11 protein-coding genes are annotated in these 17,957 nt (G+C 33.7%); 7 read left to right on the plus strand and 4 right to left on the minus strand.

What is annotated here, in order from left to right:
* The first annotated feature begins 25 nt into the window (after positions 1-25).
* Complete coding sequence (locus EDB96_RS18075; RefSeq protein WP_134142432.1) at positions 26-1,594, plus strand: DUF5123 domain-containing protein; 1,569 nt, start codon at positions 26-28, stop codon at positions 1,592-1,594.
* Between the two features lie 204 nt (positions 1,595-1,798).
* Here the strand turns inward: EDB96_RS18075 and EDB96_RS18080 are convergent, their stop codons facing one another.
* From EDB96_RS18080 to EDB96_RS18090, 3 genes are all read right to left on the minus strand, one after another.
* Positions 1,799-1,999: a hypothetical protein gene (locus EDB96_RS18080; RefSeq protein ID WP_057117709.1), complete on the minus strand. Its 201-nt coding sequence runs from the start codon at positions 1,997-1,999 to the stop codon at positions 1,799-1,801.
* Between the two features lie 70 nt (positions 2,000-2,069).
* The gene (locus EDB96_RS18085) at positions 2,070-2,990 is read right to left on the minus strand and encodes a helix-turn-helix domain-containing protein (protein ID WP_243839378.1); all 921 of its coding nucleotides are present in this window, start codon (positions 2,988-2,990) and stop codon (positions 2,070-2,072) included.
* Positions 2,991-2,992: 2 nt separating this feature from the next.
* A complete protein-coding gene (locus EDB96_RS18090; RefSeq protein WP_134142434.1) occupies positions 2,993-3,556 on the minus strand; it encodes a DUF6642 family protein in 564 nt (187 codons plus the stop codon).
* A gap of 184 nt (positions 3,557-3,740) precedes the next feature.
* On the opposite strand from EDB96_RS18090, the gene EDB96_RS18095 reads away from it, so the two are divergent.
* Positions 3,741-4,346, plus strand: coding sequence for a nucleosidase (locus EDB96_RS18095; RefSeq protein WP_134142435.1), 606 nt, complete (start codon positions 3,741-3,743; stop codon positions 4,344-4,346).
* Between the two features lie 847 nt (positions 4,347-5,193).
* On the opposite strand, the gene EDB96_RS18100 is transcribed toward EDB96_RS18095, so the two are convergent.
* Positions 5,194-6,021 carry an SIR2 family NAD-dependent protein deacylase gene (locus EDB96_RS18100; RefSeq protein WP_134142436.1) on the minus strand — a complete coding sequence of 276 codons (828 nt, stop codon included), beginning with the start codon at positions 6,019-6,021 and terminating at the stop codon, positions 5,194-5,196.
* 356 nt (positions 6,022-6,377) lie between these two features.
* On the opposite strand from EDB96_RS18100, the gene EDB96_RS18105 reads away from it, so the two are divergent.
* The 5 genes from EDB96_RS18105 to EDB96_RS18125 all read left to right on the plus strand — a co-directional run bounded on the left by EDB96_RS18105 (position 6,378) and on the right by EDB96_RS18125 (position 17,803).
* Entirely contained in the window at positions 6,378-10,511 is a 4,134-nt protein-coding gene (locus EDB96_RS18105) for a hybrid sensor histidine kinase/response regulator transcription factor (protein WP_134142438.1), read from the plus strand.
* Positions 10,512-10,835: 324 nt separating this feature from the next.
* On the plus strand, positions 10,836-13,862 hold the full coding sequence (locus EDB96_RS18110; protein WP_134142439.1) for a SusC/RagA family TonB-linked outer membrane protein: 3,027 nt from the start codon (positions 10,836-10,838) through the stop codon (positions 13,860-13,862).
* Positions 13,863-13,902: 40 nt separating this feature from the next.
* Entirely contained in the window at positions 13,903-15,495 is a 1,593-nt protein-coding gene (locus EDB96_RS18115) for a RagB/SusD family nutrient uptake outer membrane protein (protein ID WP_134142440.1), read from the plus strand.
* Between the two features lie 155 nt (positions 15,496-15,650).
* Positions 15,651-16,748, plus strand: a complete 1,098-nt coding sequence (locus tag EDB96_RS18120; protein WP_134142441.1) for an endo-1,4-beta-xylanase — start codon at positions 15,651-15,653, stop codon at positions 16,746-16,748.
* Positions 16,749-16,903: 155 nt separating this feature from the next.
* Positions 16,904-17,803, plus strand: a complete 900-nt coding sequence (locus EDB96_RS18125; RefSeq protein ID WP_134142443.1) for a hypothetical protein — start codon at positions 16,904-16,906, stop codon at positions 17,801-17,803.
* The last annotated feature ends 154 nt before the right edge of the window (positions 17,804-17,957 follow it).

The following is a 17,957-nucleotide window of genomic DNA, read 5'->3' on the forward strand; positions in this document are numbered from 1 at the left end:
ATTAATTTATTAAGACATTATGTTTATGAAAACAAAATATATATTTAAAGGATTAATAGTTATGCTATTGCTGGCACTGTCTTTTTCAAGCTGTGAAAGTTATAACGAAGCTTTAATAAATGAATTGGATGTAAGCAGAGAATTTTCGCCAATTGGACTGAAGGCTACAGTTAGAAATCAAACTACAGTAGAATTAAATTGGACTGTTAAAGAAGATGCTGATCATTATGTAGTAGAATTTAGCGCAGATGATCCAGATTTTAAAACGATTTTTAAAACAGTAAATGTTGCTCCAACAGAATTACCTGTACAAGTACCGCTTGAAGGAGAAACAGTTTATTCTATTAGGGTAAAAGCTGTAAGTGCTGCAGGTTTAGGAGATTCGAAATGGTCTGTAACAACTGCAACTACTTTATCTGAACAGTTATTAAGCGTTGTTCAAGATGCGGATATCGAAGCAAAACAGGTTACTTTAAGATGGACTCCAAATAGTAATGTAACGCAAATTGTAGTTAATCCAGGAAACGTAATTCATGCAATCACGCCTGCAGAAAAAACAGCTGGAGTTGCTATAGTTACAGGACTTGTAGGAGAAACAGATTACACTGCTTCTTTGTTTAACGGAACAAAGAAAAGAGGAGAAAGAACCTTTAAAACAGGAATCGACATTGGAACAGGAATTTTAGTTAAGCCTGAAGATGATTTAAATGCAAAAATTACTGAAGCGGCAGCTGGTTCAGTTTTAGTATTAATGCCGGGAGATTACCAAGTATTTAAAGGTGAAATTATTTTAAATAAACCAATTACACTAAGAGGATTACGTCCAGGTGATAAACCAAAATTACATGTGAAATTTACCGTAAATGCGGGAACAGCAAATCTTTCTTTAGTTGATTTAGATTTAGAAGGTTCTGGTGTAGGCGACAGTAATTTTATTACAATTTCTGGTGGAAGTACTTCTTATGGAGATATCTTAATTAGCGGTTGCTACGTTCATGATTATTTGCGAGCATTAATTTATGGTAATGCTAGTGCTGCAAAAGTAGCTTCGTTCACAGTAGACAATAGTATTGTTAAAAATGTCAATACTAATGCACAAGCAGATTTTATAGATTTTAGAAATACGTATGTTGCAAGTATAGTTGTTAAGAACAGTACTTTTGATACTTGTTCAGTCGGACGTGATTTTGTTAGAGCAGATGCTGTAGCGCCTGCAAACGGTTTCTCAGGAACTGGTTTAACTACAAATGTATTAATTGATAGCTGTACATTATATAAAGTATCAAATACAGTTGCGCCAAAAAGAATTTTATATGTTCGTTTTGCATCAAATTCATCAACTGTGAAAAATACATTAATCGTTTCTACAACTGGAATTTATACAAATCAGCCAGCTACTACGATGCCGACATTTAGTAAAAATTACTACTACGAAGCGCCAAGTTTTATTGATGGTACAATTACAAATAATAAAATTGATGCATCTGCAACTACTGCAAATCCGCAGTTTACAAATGCTGCAACTGGAGATTTTACACTTGGTAACCAAACTTTAAAAGACAATAGAGTTGGAGATCCACGCTGGATAAAATAAAAATTCATGGTTAATAAATAGGAAAAGCGGTATACAAGTAAAATTGTATGCCGCTTTTTTGTTATTATTTTCATTTTCCAGTTTTACCGTAACTGAAAACTGTCAGTGAATACTAAAAAAATTATTCAATAGCAAAATCAAACTTTTGCAATAAAATTTAGTTTCCATATTATCTGGTAAAAGATGTTGAAGGCGTTTTGATTTTTATTCTAATTCGATGCATTCAAAAATGCCATTGTTTAGAATTAGATTTGGAATATCAAGTTCACTGTCAACCCTTAAAATATTGTCGCAGTCTTCAAGATCAAAATTCCATAAAGTATTTGGCAATAATTCATGAAGCAGAACAGAAGCCGACTCAAATTTTGATGGACTGTCAACAGAAGTTTTAAATACATAAATCATAATTTGCTTTTTTGAACTGGCAAATTTCTGAAAAAAGTAAAGCTGTTTGTTAGGATTCTTTAATCAATAATTAGGACTTATCAATCATTTTTCGATAGCGAATGGGTGAAATTCCTTCTGCTTTTTTGAAAAAACGGCTAAAGTAAGACTGGTCTTCAAATCCTACTTGCACTGCGATTTCACCTATAGAAAGTGACGTTTGAAACAGTAAATATTTGGCTTCTAATAATATGTTGTCGTCAATCCATTTTACTGCCGATTTTCCAGTTACTGTTTTGACACATTTATTCAAATGGTTAGGTGTTACGTTTAGCAATGACGCATAATAATTAACTTGATGCTGTGTTTTTATTTGATCATGAATAAGTTCCTTAAATTTTCCTGTGATTACCTCAGCGGCCGAAATACCTTTAGAAGTTTTAACAGCATTTTTATTCATTTCATAAAACAAAGTAATCAAATACGACTGAACGATATTCAAATCTGTAAATGCAGTTTCTGAATATTCTTTTTTCAATCGATCCAAAATATTGGTAATAGGATTTATTTCTGGAGGAGTAAGTGTAATTTTAGGATTCCCAGATATTTTTAAAAAATCAAAATCATTCAGCAATTCACGACTGCCGTATTTTCGAATTAAAATATCGGGATGGAATTGACAGACATAGCCTTTGTGTATATTGTTAACATTGTCAAGCGAAAAAATCTGACCCGCAGGTATCATAATCATTTCATTATCGGTCGTTGTATATTCCTGATAACCCAGTTTCATGACATGTCTTCCTGATGAAATGAAAATTAAGGTATGACAAGAATGTTTAGAAGGCGGAACAGGATGCTGCATCTGCATTACTTCTTCAATCTCAAGACAAAAGAAATGATCAGAATTTGATTTGAAAAGCAAATGTATCGGATTGTCTTCTCCTAAAAATTTCTCCCGAAATCCTTTTGCTTCGTAAGTTTTTATTTTTTCAGCTCCCTTTGTTTTCATGCTTAATAGTATAATCTAAAATCAAGCAGTTTGCACAAATTATAGTGTTTCATATAAAGATCTTCGACAACCTCAAAAAGATTATCGTTCTCTTGATACAAACTAAAGAATGCTTTATCAATCGTACTGCAGCTCGCAATTTTATTATAAGTAGATCCGTACCCAGAAATAGCTCTTGCGCCCGTAATATCTAGAAAATATTGAGCTTCATCTTCATTTAAATCTAAAACTTTAAGATTTGCAAAATGAATAATTTTGCCTTTCATTTTTCCTTCAAAAAGTTCGGCAATTTCTTCTAAACTGTAATAATAATCATGAAGGCAAATGTTATTTTCCTGTCCCGGCATTGCCAGATAGATGATTTCATAATCCTTGAAATTATGGTCTTCATAAAGTAAAATATTCAAACTTTCTTCTAAACCTTCAATCGTGTCGCAAGTTTTATGAATGCTCGAAATACCTTGGTCAATCGCCAGTTCTTCCAGACATTTTACCACATGTGTCGGGCTGATGTCGTCTATATCTTTAACACCTTCAAGGCAGAAAATAAATTTTTCATTATCCATACAGTTGCGCTTTCTGATTTTTAAGGATTGAAATTCTTTGTTTTTTGATTTTAACAAAAGTATTTTTTCTAACTTAAAATCTACCATAGAAAACAGAATTTAACGTGTTTTTTAGAAATTCACCAGAAGCTTTATTACGTAATCTTTTAACCGTATTTTTGTGGACTGAAAATTACCATTACGCATGATACAAATTAATCAAACGGCATCTTTTGCCATAGAAGACATATTATTCTCATTTGCCCTAGAGTCTGAGGCGGCCGAAGTTTTTAAAGGCCATCATACTTTAATTACAGGAATCGGAAAAGTAAATGCGGCTTACGAATTGACAAAAGCAATTCAAAAGAAAAAGCCTTCGATAATTATAAATCTTGGATCGGCGGGAAGTAGTTGTTTTCAAAAAGGCGAAGTTATCTGTTGTACCAAATTTGTGCAGCGTGATATGGATGTTCGCGGATTAGGTTTTACACAATATGAAACGCCATTGTCAGGTTTGCCTCCAGTTCTAGAATATGGTTTATTAATGGATAATTTGCATGAAGGAATCTGCGGAACCGGCGACAACTTCGAAATGGGTCATTGTTCTGATGCTTATCAAGTGGTAGATATGGAAGCTTATGCTTTAGCCATGATCGCCATGAAAGAAAACATTCCGTTTTTATGCCTTAAATATATTTCTGATGGCGCCAATGATAATGCAGCCGAAGATTGGACCGTTCAGGTGCATAAAGCCGCTATTGCTTATGGTAAAATTTTGGGATTGATTGAAGAGACAGAGGTTATTTCTTAGTTGAAATGGATTTTTTTTTATTTTGTACAAACCGAAGGCTGTTTTAATTTTTATGCGATATTACTATCTGACAATTTACAATGTAATTATTAACCATCAACATATGATATATTATCCCTTTTTATTATTATAAATAATTTGAGAAACTAAAAAACAAATTAATGATAATAATATTATTATTAATATTAATTTGCTATTAAGTCCAAAAAAAACAAACGAGAGTATTAAATATAAAGTTGCTAAATAAAATGTTTTGCTTTCATTTTTAAAAAACAAAATAATAGACTGTATGATGCTGAATAACAAGAATAAATAAAAAAGATATCTTAAGCTAATTCCAATACTTACATCTAAATGAATCAGCTTGTACTGATTTACTATCCATAAAATTATTTGATCTAAAATTACGTACAATAATATTTGAGTTAATGGATGTTTAATATAAATAGGTATTTTCATAAATATATATTTTTTATTATAATCCAAATGCTTTTGCCTTTTCTTTATTAACAGGTTTCGTAATATTTCTAGCATTAACGCCATAAGTTGCACCTCTCAAAATAAAATAATTATCATATCTGTTCGAATTATCAGTCTAATTATCAATAATTTGACCATTTCTAAATACTTTCCCTGTGTGAATGATAATAATTCATTTGAATAGAGAAGCTATTTCTTTTTATCAGTAATCTTATTCTTCAATTCCTCTAAATGAATAACTGGCCCTATTCTGTATAGGTATCTCATATACAGAGTCCAGTAATTCTTTAGTAATATCACTTACACTATTCGAGCAACTTATAGTAAAACATAGTAAAATCAAAAAAACAGATTTATACTTGTTTTTTTAAGTGAGGTGGATACTTTTAATGATTTCCTTTATCATTTTTAAAGCTTCAGTAGATGTTTTACGAATGATAATTTTATTCTTTTTGTCCTTTATCAAAGCTGTAAATTGATTATCTTCTATATTAATATCGACAATAGTTCCACCATATTTTAAGGTGGTTTCTGCAATTGCAATGGGAAGATTTGTTGCACCCGAAGTCCCTAGAATAAATAATATTCCTGAATTTTTAGCAATGTTTAAAGAACTGAATTTTTTATTTGTTTGCTCATCATAATACTCATCAAACCATAAAATATTCGGTCTCATCCAGCTTCCGCAATTTTTACATTTTAAAAGCTCAATTTCTCTTTTAGTTAGGTCTTCATCTATTTCTTTTCCTTTTATTTCTTCTGGCAGATTTACAATTCCTTTACAGCCATTGGAACATTTTATTTCTCTATTGTTACCATGAATTTCGAAAATTCTTTCGGTTCCGCTTTGTCTGTGTAAGTTATCAATGTTTTGAGTAATAAGATGAAATCGGTCTTTTAAGATGCTTTCAATTTCCACCAGGTCATAGTGACTTTCATTAGGTTTAGCATTTTGAAACATTTTCTTTCTGAATAAAGAATATTGCCAGACTTCTTCTGGATGCTCTTTAAAATATTTAAAAGTACCAAACTCCTCTGGTTTATGAAATTGAGTGCCTTTAACCCAAATGCCATCAACACCTCTATAAGTTGGGATGCCGCTTTCTGAAGAAAGTCCGGCTCCTGTCAAAAAGGTAAAAAGATTTCTTTTATTTTTAGTTGAAACGTATTTTATTATATTTTCTAATTGGTCCATTTTTAGTTTTGAAAAGCAGTCTTTTTTTTGATTAAATATAAATTAAAAATCAATATGTAAGTATTTCGATTTTGATTCATTAAAAAATAGACTTTTGAAAATGATTGCCCTAGCCCAGATAGGAGCGGCATCCTGTTATGGCGGGGTTCGCCATAAAAGATATAGCATATAGCTGGAACTAGCTTCAAATTATAAAAAACAACTTCAAACCTGCTCAAAAGTACATCTACACCCCTTAAAAAGAAAAAACTGCCACCTCTTTTTTTTGCATAAGCTCTATTTTGCAAAGCATTCGATTGATTTTTTTCATAGGTTTATTGCAATTAAATTACTCGAGCTTTTATTAAATTTCGTTTATGAAAAACATTAAAAACGGCATCTTAAGTTTTATTCTTTTTTTTGCAATTGCTGTGAGTTCGTATGCTCAAAGTTCAGATTTGTATTTTGATCATATTAATTATGATACCCGTTTTTCCCAAAGCATGATTTCGAGTATTCATCAAACCAAAAAAGGATTTATCTGGATAGGAACAGCGAATGGTTTGATTAGTTACGATGGCTATGATTTTCTGCGATATGTGTATAATAAAGATATTCTCAACAGCATCAGCAACAATCATGTTAATGTAATTTTAGAAGATAATAAAAGAGAAATTTGGGTAGGAACGAATAATGGCTTAAACCTTTTTAATAAAAATGAAAAGAGTTTTCTACGAGTTGATGTTCAGAAAGTCAAAGGTGGACGAAACTACATTTCATCCATAATTCAAGACGATCAAAACAGAATCTGGGTTGGGACTTTTGGCGGTATCAAACGTCTGGACAGGCAAAAATATGTATTGGAAGAAATCTCAAACGATTATAATTCGCCATTTAGGAAAAGCAGAGTTTTGTCTTTGTTTTACGATCGTAATTATGGCGTTTTAGTCGGTACTTCTAAAGGTTTAGAATGTTTTGATCCTAAAAACGGTTCGAAGAAAACTTTGCCAAAAATTTGGAGTAATAATACAGCTTTGTTAAAATCTAAAATCTGGAAGATTCTAAAAGAAAAAAATGGCGATGTATGGTTTGCAACCGAAGCCAATGGCGTATTCCATTTTGATGCAAGTCAGAATTCAATAACCAATTTTCTGCTGAACACCAGTAACAGAAAAAGTTTGTCGTCAAATTGGGTGAATGATATTGTTGAGGTTGATTCCAATACGATCTGGTTTGCTACAAAAAACGGACTATGTGTTTACAAGAAAGACAGAAATGAATTCACGAAATACGGTCATAATGCGCTGGAGAGTTACAGTCTTTCAGACGATGATGTGAAATGTTTTCTTAAAGACCGCCATAATGATATTTGGATTGGAACAAACGGCGGCGGTGTCAACTTTTTTCAAAAAACCAACACCAATTTTACCAGCGTAAGAGAAGTTATAAAACCAAATTTCGGATTAAATACTGCTTTTGTAAATGCCGTTGCACGAGAAAATGACGGATCGGTTTGGGTGGGAACCAACGGCGGCGGTTTGAATTATCTTGATTTTAGAAACAATAAAAGTACTTCGTATGCTATTGAAAGTTATGATTTTGACAAAAGCGTAAATATGATAACTGCTTTGGTCAACCAAAACGAGCAGTATTTGTTTTGCGGAACTTTCAACGGATTATTTAAGTTCAATAAAAACAGTAAAACGTTTCAATTTATATCGCTTTCGCGAAAAGATTCCAAAGAACGAGAACGTCCAATTACGTCTCTTTTAATGGATAACGGCGATTTGTGGGTGGGTACAAATGGCAACGGATTAAAAAAAGTAATGCCAGATGGAACGGTTGAAATTTACATGGCAGATGGAACTTCCAATTCACTGAGCGATAATTTCATTACAGATATTATCAACAGGAAAGACGGACTTTGGATTGCCACACAATATGGCTTAAACTATTTTGATAAAAAATTAAAACAAGTTACCAAAGTATTTAAAACAGGTTCTGCAAACGGATTGTCGAACAACAGTTTAACGGTCATGTTTACCGATTCTAAAAATAGATTTTGGATTGGTACCGAAAGCGGAGGTGTGAATTTATTTGACGAACGGAAAGGCCGTTTTTTCGAGATTAACCGCTCAATGGGTTTTACGGATGAGACTATAAAAAGTATTTCAGAAGATTCTGAGGGAAATATCTGGATTAGCGACAATAACCTGCTTTATAAAATAAAAACCAAAAACCTAAGTCCAGCTTTTAGAATTTCTGATTTTGAGATCACATCGTATTCTTCCAAAGATGGTTTAAAAGTCAAACAGTTTTCGAACAACTGCAGTTTACAGCTCAATGCAAAAGAATTGGTTTTTGGATGTTCAAATGGTTTGGTGCTTTTTAATCCTTCGAAATTAATCAAAACAGAAGATAAAGCGCCAATTGTCCTGACGAAGCTTATCGTTAATAACGAAGAAATTAAACCAGGAAATAAAGAAGTCACGCTGGAAAAACGAATTAGCGAAACTTCAGAAATCACCTTAAAACACGATCAGGGATATATCGGAATAGAATTTAGTGCGATGAATTTTATTTCGCCAGAAAAAAGCGAATATGCTTATAAATTAGAAAGTTCGTTTAATAAAGACGATTGGCATAATATCGGTTCGCAGCATTATATCAATTTAACGAATTTGAATTCTGGAACTTATCTGCTAAAAATAAAAACTTCAAATGGAGGCGGAGAATGGAATCCGACAATTAAAACCCTAAAAATTATTATGCTGCCGCCGTGGTGGAAAACGTGGTGGGCTTATATTCTTTATCTAGGATTATTGGCCGGCGCCGCAGTTTTATTATTCCGTTTTTTACGAAACCGAGAATTATTAAAACAAACCTATTATTTGGATCAGGTCGAGAAAGAAAGACAAGAAGAATTGTATAAAATGAAACTCGATTTTTTTACGAATGTTTCGCACGAAATTAGAACGCCTCTTACGCTTATAAGCGGACCAGTCGAAGAACTTTTGAGCGGTGCCGAAAAGAATTCGAATCTGGAACATAAATTAAAAACCATTAAAAGTAATTCTGACCGCTTATTAAAATTGGTCAATGAACTAATGGATTTTAGAAAAGCCGAAAAAGGCAGTATGAAAATCTATTGTGAACAGCAGGATATTGTTTCGTTCTGTTTTGATATTTATGAATCGTTCCGCGGAATTGCCGTTGAGAAAAAGATCGATTACAAATTTGTACTTAATATTAATACCGCGCTGCTTTATTTCGATAAAAATCAGATGGAAAAAGTGATTTACAATCTCCTTTCGAATGCATTTAAGTTCACTAGTAAAAATGGAAAAATCACTTTGGCTGTAGAGCAAAAAGAAGATTCTGATTCTATCGAAATAAAAGTAAAAGACAACGGAATTGGTATTCCCGAAAATAGAAAAAAGAAAATTTTCAAAAACTTTTTTCAGTTAGACGAACGTGGCAGCGCCAATTTGGGAAGCGGTATTGGTCTTGCTTTAAGTAAAAGTATTGTAGAACTGCATCACGGAGAAATTAAAGTACAAACAGAAGCAGATGCCAATTTCAATACGATTTTTACCATTACATTAAAGAAAGGGAAAGAGCATTTTAAAAAATCGCAGATTGTTGAAAATGCAATTAAAATAGATGAAAACGCCAATCCGATTTCTGATGTTAAAACCGAAATTGATATTTATGAACCGGAATATCTGGACGAACCTGAAAACAGTACAAAAAAGACAGTTCTCGTAATTGAGGACAACGAAGAAGTACTTTCGTTTATAAACGATATTTTATACAGCGATTATAAAGTGCTGCGATTTACAGATGCCATAAAAGCTTTGGAATATATGGAGAAAGAAATTCCAGATCTTATCCTGACAGATGTTATGATGCCCGAAATGGATGGTTTTGAATTGTGTAAAATTTTAAAAACGAGTCAAAATACCAATCATATTCCAGTGATACTTTTAACGGCAAAATCTTCGACTTTAAATAGAATTGAAGGACTTTCGACAGGCGCAGATGCTTATATTTCGAAACCTTTTAGTATTGAGGAATTAAAATTAACCATTGCCAATTTATTATCTGCCAAAGAAATAATGCGTCAAAAATACGGCGAAGGTTTTATTGCAGATGCTGAGCAGGAAAATGCAAGTACGCCGGAAGGTCAGTTTGTAAAAAAACTAACTCAGATCATCGAAGCCAATCTCGATAATACAGATTTTGATGTAAATGATTTAGTAAATGAAATTGGAATGAGCAGAACAGTTCTTTATAAAAAAGTACAAATGCTGACAAATCATTCCGTGGCAGGATTTATCAAAAACATGAGATTAAAGAAAGCGGCAAGTCTTTTGTCCAATACCAGTTATTCCGTTTCTGAAGTAACGTATATGGTTGGTTTTAATGATCGAAAACACTTTAGTAAAGAATTTAAAAAGTTCTACAATCTTTCTCCTACTGAATATAAAAGCGCTCAAGTTAAAAATTAACCGCATATTTAAACGCAAAGATCGCCAAGGTTTACGCAAAGTCCGCAAAGTTTAATTTTAAGCTTTGCGGACTTTGCGTTTTTCCTTTTGGACTTTGCGGTTAAAATTTTAATTATAAAAAAATGAAATTAAGTACCCAATAATTTTTTAAGGTTTTTATTACGAATACCGTTTTTTAAGGGTATGTCACGTGTTAAATTCGCAAATAAACACATTGACGCCCCCAAATGCGAATGTTTTTCTCCCCTGTAAACTTCATTTATTAGTCACATTTGCAACATAAATCATGACTGATTTCTATCTAACTAACCAAAAAAATAACTTATGAAAAAAAACAAACATGTAAAGATGTTTTTTCTTGGAGGAAATTATCTAAAACTAGTTTTATTGCTTTTTATGTGTATTCTCTCAACCACAGTGAGTGCACAAGAAAGTTCGATTACAGGAAAAGTAGTCGATAAGGCCGGACTTCCGCTTCCGGGTGTAAATGTACATGCTAAAGGAACCTCAAAAAGTACACAAACCGATTTCGACGGGAATTTTACAATCAGTGTCCCGGCAAAAAGTACGTTAGTTTTTTCTTTTATCGGAATGGATGAAGTTTCTATTGATACCGAAAACAAGAAAAATTTAAAAGTAGTATTAAAAGAAAGTTCTCAAGCGCTGGACGAAATTATCGTTGTAGGTTACGGCACGAAAAAGAAAAGTGACGTAATTAGTTCTGTTGCATCGGTAAAACCGGGAGACATGACCAAAGTAGCAACTTCTGATGTTGGTGAAATGCTTAGAGGTAAAGCAGCAGGAGTTCAGGTAAGTTTGGCCGATGGCGGACCGGGAAGTTCTTCTTCAATTCAAATTAGAGGGAAAAAATCTATTAACGGAAGCAACGAACCAATCGTAATCGCCGATGGAATCGTAATTGGAAATATTAATGATATTAATGCGAATGATATTGCTTCTCTAGAAATCTTAAAAGATGCGGCTGCACAATCTATTTATGGAGCAAGAGCATCCAACGGAGTTATTCTGATTACTACCAAAAGAGGAAAAACAGGAAAAGCAAAAATCTCTTATAATGGTTTTTCTGGCGTTCAAACTGTCAATAGAAACTTTGATGTTTACAGCGGAGAAGAATTTGCACAGCTGAAAAGAGAAGCGTACAGAACTAGTAATAACGGCGTTTACAGACCAGACAATCAGGTTTTCACTCCATTAGAATTAGAATCTGTTCAATCTGGAAAATATATTGATTGGGAAAAATTGGTTTTAAGAACAGGCGTGACTAATAACCATAGTTTGAGTATTTCATCTGGAACAGATAAAACAAGTATATTTTCGAGCATCAACTATATCAATACTTCAGGAGTGGTTCCAAATTCAGACTATGATAAAGTAGCTATGAGGGTAAATGTGGATCAGAGAGTTACAGATTGGTTAAAAGTAGGGATGAATGTTTCGCTTCAGTTCTCAGAATCAAATCGTCCTAATGTGGGTAACATTTTAAATAATGCTATAAATACATCACCGTTAGGGCAGGTTTATAATCCAGACGGCTCTTTCCGTTATCTTCCAGGAGGAATTCAGGAAACACCAAATCCGCTTATTGATGTTTATGAAACGACAACAAACGAGCAGAACCGTAATGACATCATGAATATGTTCTTAGATATTAATCTGGCAAAAGGTTTTACCTATAAATTAAATGCCAGCCGCAGATCGTGGAATTATAAAGCTTTGTCTTTTAATACTTCAAAATCGCTTTCTGGGATTGCTAACTCAGGACAGGGAAGCGGCAGCATTACTTATAAAGACAATGTAGAATATCAGTTAAGTAATATTTTGCATTACAACTTCAACTTAGCCGAAAAAAACCATTTTAATGCAACTGGGGTTTATGAAATTACCTCATCAGAGTATAGTGATTTTAGTAATTCAGCGAGCAGAATTCCAAGTGATATTTTGGGTATTTACGGTTTAGAAAGTGCTTTCTTAAATACACCTTTAATTGGAGGAAACGAAAGATCTCTTATTTCGTTTGCAGGAAAATTAGAATATGATTTTGACAGTAAATATTATTTCACAGTTTCAGGAAGAGCCGATGGATCTTCAGTATTTGGAGCGAATAATAAGTGGGGATTTTTCCCAGCGGTAAATGCAGCATGGAATGTTTCAAATGAAGAATTCATGAAAGAACACGTTCCAGTTATCAGCAATTTAAAATTAAGAGCAAGTTATGGTAAAGTTGGTAACCAGCCAAAAGATCCTTACCAAAGTATGGCAACTGCCGTTCAGAGAGATTATATTATCAATGGTGTAAAAGTTTCAGGATATGTGCCAGGAACGCAATTATCGAATCCAGATTTAAGATGGGAAACCTCAACACAGCTCAACCTTGCAGCCGACTTTGGTTTGTTCAAAAACAGATTAACAGGTACAGTTGAGGTTTATAATACCGATACTTCAGATTTGCTGATTTATGAAACATTAAATGCCAATACGGGATATACTTTGAAACTTTCAAATATTGGAAAAGTAAACAATAAAGGTCTGGAGGTTACTTTGAACGGAGACTTAATTAAAAAGAAAGATTTCAGGTTAAATGTTGGAGCAACTTTCACTAAAAATAAAAACAGCATAGTAAGTATCTACGGAAAAGATGCAGATGGAGACGGAAGAGAAGATGATGCAGTTGGAAACTTATGGTTTATTGGAAAACCAATTGATGTTTATTACCGATACAAAGCAGTTGGAATTTATCAGGAAGGCGAAAATATTCCGCTGGTTACAGGAACAACTTTGTATCCTGGAGATATCAAATTATATGATGCAGATCCGTCAAATGGTGCCAATCCAAATCCGGATCAGGACAGAGTGATCACTTCCAAAATGCCAGATTGGTTTGGTACTTTCTCTTTGGCTTTAGAATACAAACAATTCGATTTTTCAGCTGATATTTATACGGTTCAAGGCATTACAAGAGACAATCCATTTTTATATGATTATGTAAGAGGAGGATCTTTAAGAGGGGTTAAAAACGGTATCAAACAAGACTATTGGACACCAGAAAATCCGGGAGGAAACTGGCCAAGACCAAGAGATGGAAATGATCCGCCTTACATCAATACTTTAGGATTACAAGACGCTTCATACATTCGTCTTCAAAACGTTTCGGTTGGATTTAAATTTCCAGAGAGTACAATTAAATCTCTAGGATTAAGCAATATGAGACTATATGTAACAGGAAGCAACTTGGTTACCATTACAGATTACCAGTCTTATAGTCCAGAAAAAGAAATATACGATTATCCTGAACCTGTTACTTGTGTTATTGGCTTACAGGTAGGTTTTTAACGCAGCTTAAGACATTCATAAAATAAAAAATAACAAGATCATGAAAAATATAAATTTTCTATTTGTTTTGATATTCGGTCTTTCTTTGGGACTTACTTCGTGTGAAGATTTTCTAGAGGAAACGGTAAAAGATCAAGTTTCTGTAGATTATGTCTACAGTTCTCCAGCAGGATTAGAAGTTGGAGTTAATGCACTATACAATCAGATGCGTTATTACAATCTGCCATCTGGTGACAACAGCGATTTGTGGGCCAATGTATTCTTTATGGTGGCAACGGATTTAGGATTGCACAGAACGTGGAATACACCATACGGGACAGGTCATAATCCGCAGTCGTTCACAGGTTCGAAATGGATTCAGGGCTATAAGATTATCGACAGATGTTCGGCAATTATCACTGCTGCAAGATCAATTCAAATGGATGACGCAGCTAAGAAAAGATTAGTAGCGCAGGCAAGAGTTATTAGAGGTGAATTGTATTTGGATTTAAAACAAATGTATGGTGGTATTTTAATCGATACGATTCCAACAACTCCTCAAAATATTAACGATCCTGTAGAATACAAAGTAGCAAGTGACGCAGATGTTTACAGATTAATCGATGCTGATTTAGATTATGCAATTGCTAATCTTCCTTTTAAAGTAGATCCAGGACGTTACGGTCAGGGTGTTGCCCGACATATTCGCGGTAAAAGTGCTTTATGGCAGCAAGACTGGGCAGGTGCGGCGGCGCAGTTTGATGCTATTATCAATGACGGAACTCACGGTTTAGTTGCACTTGCAGATGTTTGGGGACAAAACGGAAATCATAAAGAATCTCTTTTTACCTATCAAAAAGACTTTTTATTAGGTCCTGATGATAATTTAGCTGGAGGCGGCGGTTCTTGGCTGAGCAGTGTTTTTACACACAGAACTTATGAATTGAATACCAGCGAATTGGTTCAGGATGTGGCATACGGAGGTCAGGCTTTAGGCTGGTTTTACCCAAATAATTATTTGAAATCACTTTACGATCAAACAAACGACTTGAGATTTAAAACCTATTATTATTCCGATAATTATCAGGATTATAAAATTAATGTTCCAGGAAATCCAAAATTCGGACAGCCAATTACAAATCCCGCAATTGCAGCTCCAAATGGAAATTACAGAGCTTGGCACTGGAGTTTGAAAAAATACCACGATACAGAAAAACTGCCAATGACTTCAAACAGTTACAAAGATTATATGTATTACAGATTGGCAGAAACGTATTTGTTGGCTTCTGAAGCTTATCACAATTTAGGAAACGATACAAAAGCCCTTGCATATTTAAATAAAGTAAGAAGAAGAGGTTATACCGGAAATCCTGAAAGCACCGTAACCACTTTTGATTTAACAGCTTGGACTTTAAATAATTATTTAGACGAATCGGCTAGAGAATTAGCATTTGAAAACAACAGATGGTTTCTCTTAAAAAGACTTGGACTTTTGGTAGAAAGACAAAATTTATATTTCCGTTCAAGTCCGTCTGGAACTATTACTGGAGAAGTGCCCTTAAAAATGACTCCTGCAATGATCAATATGCCAATTCCGCAAAGTCAAATCGATTTGATGGGAAAACCAGAAGGATTTAATGTAGGATACAATTAATATTTAGCACATAGTAACATAGATTGGACGCCTTTTTCGAGTTTGAAAAACGATGTTTTTATATGTTTTCCAAAGAGTTAAGGTTAAAGTTAGTAATAACCCGATCCGGGAAACAAAATAAAATTTGATTTCCGGATCAAACTAAAAAAAACACGATGATAAATAAACAATATATTTTAGGTCTATTAACTGTTTTGCTGTTTGCTTCTTGCAGCAACGACGAAAAAGTAGTTTTTATAAATGCAGATGAAGACGGCGGTACCGGCAATCCAAATCCGATTACTCAAACCTTGAAAGAAAAGGCAAAGTTTAAGATTGGAGCAGCGGTTAAAATGAAAGATTTACAAGGAGAAGCCAATTATAAAAATGCAGTTTTAAAACATTATAACCAGATTACGGCTGAGTTCGAAATGAAAATGGCTAGTATCTGGTCATCTGCAACAGCTTATAATTTTACAGCCGCCGATTATTTAGTTGGTTTTGCAAAAGACAATAATATGGAAGTGCACGGACATACTTTAGTTTGGTACGATTCCTTTCCAGAATGGTTTAAAAACGCAAAATACGATTCCATTGCATTTGAGTCAAAAGTCAAAATTTACATTACAGATGTTGTCGGCCGTTACAAAGGAAAAGTAAAAAGCTGGGATGTTGTCAATGAAGTTTTTGCCGATGGCGGAGCTTTAAGAAATGAAACCGTAATCAAACCAATTTTTAATGACCCAATAGGTTTTTACGGCAGGTGTTTTAAATATGCAAAAGCTGCAGATCCAGAGGCTAAATTATTTTACAACGATTACAGCGTAGTTTTAGATGGTGGAAAAAGAGCTGCCATTAAAAAAATGGTAACCAGATTCAAAGCCAATGGAATTCCAATTGATGGTGTAGGAGATCAATTTCACTATTCAACAGATACAAACAGACAAACCATGAAAACTGGGTTTACTGATATGGCTTCAACAGGATTGTTAATTCATATTTCAGAATTAGACATTAAAGTAAACACAGCTAAATCGGATTCGTATGTTTTTACAGATGCCGAAGCACAAAAACAAGCTGAAACCTATAAATACATCACAACGATGTACGAAGAATTGCCTCAAACCCAAAAATTCGCCATTTCAACTTGGGGCGTAACCGACAAATATACTTGGTTAACCGGTTTTTGGCACTCAAAAGAGTACCCGTTACTCCTAGATGCCGACTATAATAAGAAACCAGCATACCAAGGATTTTTAGATGGATTGAAATAGAGTTTTTAAGAGTGTAGAATATAGAATATAGAGTATAGAAAATAGAGGCAAGAAGCGAGATCTAAGATTCTTAGAAAATCTTTTCTCTATGTTCTATACTCTATATTCTAAATGAAGCATCATTTCTAAAAAAAATAACCAAAAAACACAAAACCATGACTATAAAACTAAATCATATCGCTAAATTGAAATATTTCCTTTTAGTACTTTTTGCAAGTTTGTTTTCCTGTGAAGATGATGTACGCGAAGTATATCTTTATAAAAAAGGAGAATTAAAAGCAGAATCCACCAATACCTCTGTTAAAGCAGGAGAAACCATTACATATACCGATTCGTCGACAAAAGTGCGTGCTGTAAAATGGACTTTTCAAGGCGGCTCTCCAGGTTCTTCTATCGAACCCAATGTTGAGGTAAAATATGCCAAAGGCGGTACTTTTACAACCACTTTAGAAATTACATTTGTTGACAATACCACCCAAAAGAAAACTTTTAATGTTGAAGTTGAAGCACCTGCAACTCCGCCAATCGTTATTCCGGCTGATGCCCTTAAAATTTATTCTGAAAATCCTGATTTCACAAAAACAGCTCCTGTCTTAAACTGGGTTTCAAGCAATCAATTTGTAATTAAAGAAGTTGCTACTGATGGTTATGAAGGAGCTTACAGAAATTTTTCTCTTCCAGCAACACCGCCTGCAGCAGAAGCTAAATGGGCAATGGCAATTCTATCGTTTGTAAATTTTACCGATATTTCTTCTTACACTTATATCAATATGGCGGTAAGAACTACCAGTACTGGAAAAATCAGATTTAGAATGAAAGATGCTTCCAATACCGGATATGTAGAATTTGATGCCACAAGTAATTTATACGGACTAAAAAGAGACGGCAGCTGGAACATGGTTAAAATTCCAATCGCTGATTACAAAAAACAAAATCCGTCATTAGACTTGACAAAAATCAAAGATATTTTGGTATTAAGAAGTGTTGATCCAGAAGATGTAAGAGCTTTAAATAACTACACATTCGATTTCGATCATATCTATTTATCTAAATAATTTCAAACACATAGAGGCATAGGTTTTTTAGGCTTGAAAGAGTAAAAGTAAATTAGTTTCTCATACATAGAAATTTATTTGCATGTATCAGCTAAAACGCCTTTCTCAGCCCAAAATAGAATCTATGTTTCTATGTGTTAACATATTAAAAAAC

Source organism: Flavobacterium sp. S87F.05.LMB.W.Kidney.N (assembly GCF_004366435.1).
Taxonomy (GTDB): Bacteria; Bacteroidota; Bacteroidia; order Flavobacteriales; family Flavobacteriaceae; genus Flavobacterium.

Excerpts from the sequence above, each read along its gene's own strand:
- EDB96_RS18115 (WP_134142440.1), top strand. The coding sequence starts at position 13,903 with ATGAAAAATATAAATTTTCTATTTGTTTTGATATTCGGTCTTTCTTTG.
- EDB96_RS18080 (WP_057117709.1), bottom strand. The coding sequence starts at position 1,999 with ATGATTTATGTATTTAAAACTTCTGTTGACAGTCCATCAAAATTTGAG.
- EDB96_RS18085 (WP_243839378.1), bottom strand. The coding sequence starts at position 2,990 with ATGAAAACAAAGGGAGCTGAAAAAATAAAAACTTACGAAGCAAAAGGA.
- EDB96_RS18105 (WP_134142438.1), top strand. The coding sequence starts at position 6,378 with ATGAAAAACATTAAAAACGGCATCTTAAGTTTTATTCTTTTTTTTGCA.
- EDB96_RS18095 (WP_134142435.1), top strand. The coding sequence starts at position 3,741 with ATGATACAAATTAATCAAACGGCATCTTTTGCCATAGAAGACATATTA.
- EDB96_RS18090 (WP_134142434.1), bottom strand. The coding sequence starts at position 3,556 with ATGGATAATGAAAAATTTATTTTCTGCCTTGAAGGTGTTAAAGATATA.
- EDB96_RS18075 (WP_134142432.1), top strand. The coding sequence starts at position 26 with ATGAAAACAAAATATATATTTAAAGGATTAATAGTTATGCTATTGCTG.
- EDB96_RS18110 (WP_134142439.1), top strand. The coding sequence starts at position 10,836 with ATGAAAAAAAACAAACATGTAAAGATGTTTTTTCTTGGAGGAAATTAT.
- EDB96_RS18125 (WP_134142443.1), top strand. The coding sequence starts at position 16,904 with ATGACTATAAAACTAAATCATATCGCTAAATTGAAATATTTCCTTTTA.
- EDB96_RS18100 (WP_134142436.1), bottom strand. The coding sequence starts at position 6,021 with ATGGACCAATTAGAAAATATAATAAAATACGTTTCAACTAAAAATAAA.
- EDB96_RS18120 (WP_134142441.1), top strand. The coding sequence starts at position 15,651 with ATGATAAATAAACAATATATTTTAGGTCTATTAACTGTTTTGCTGTTT.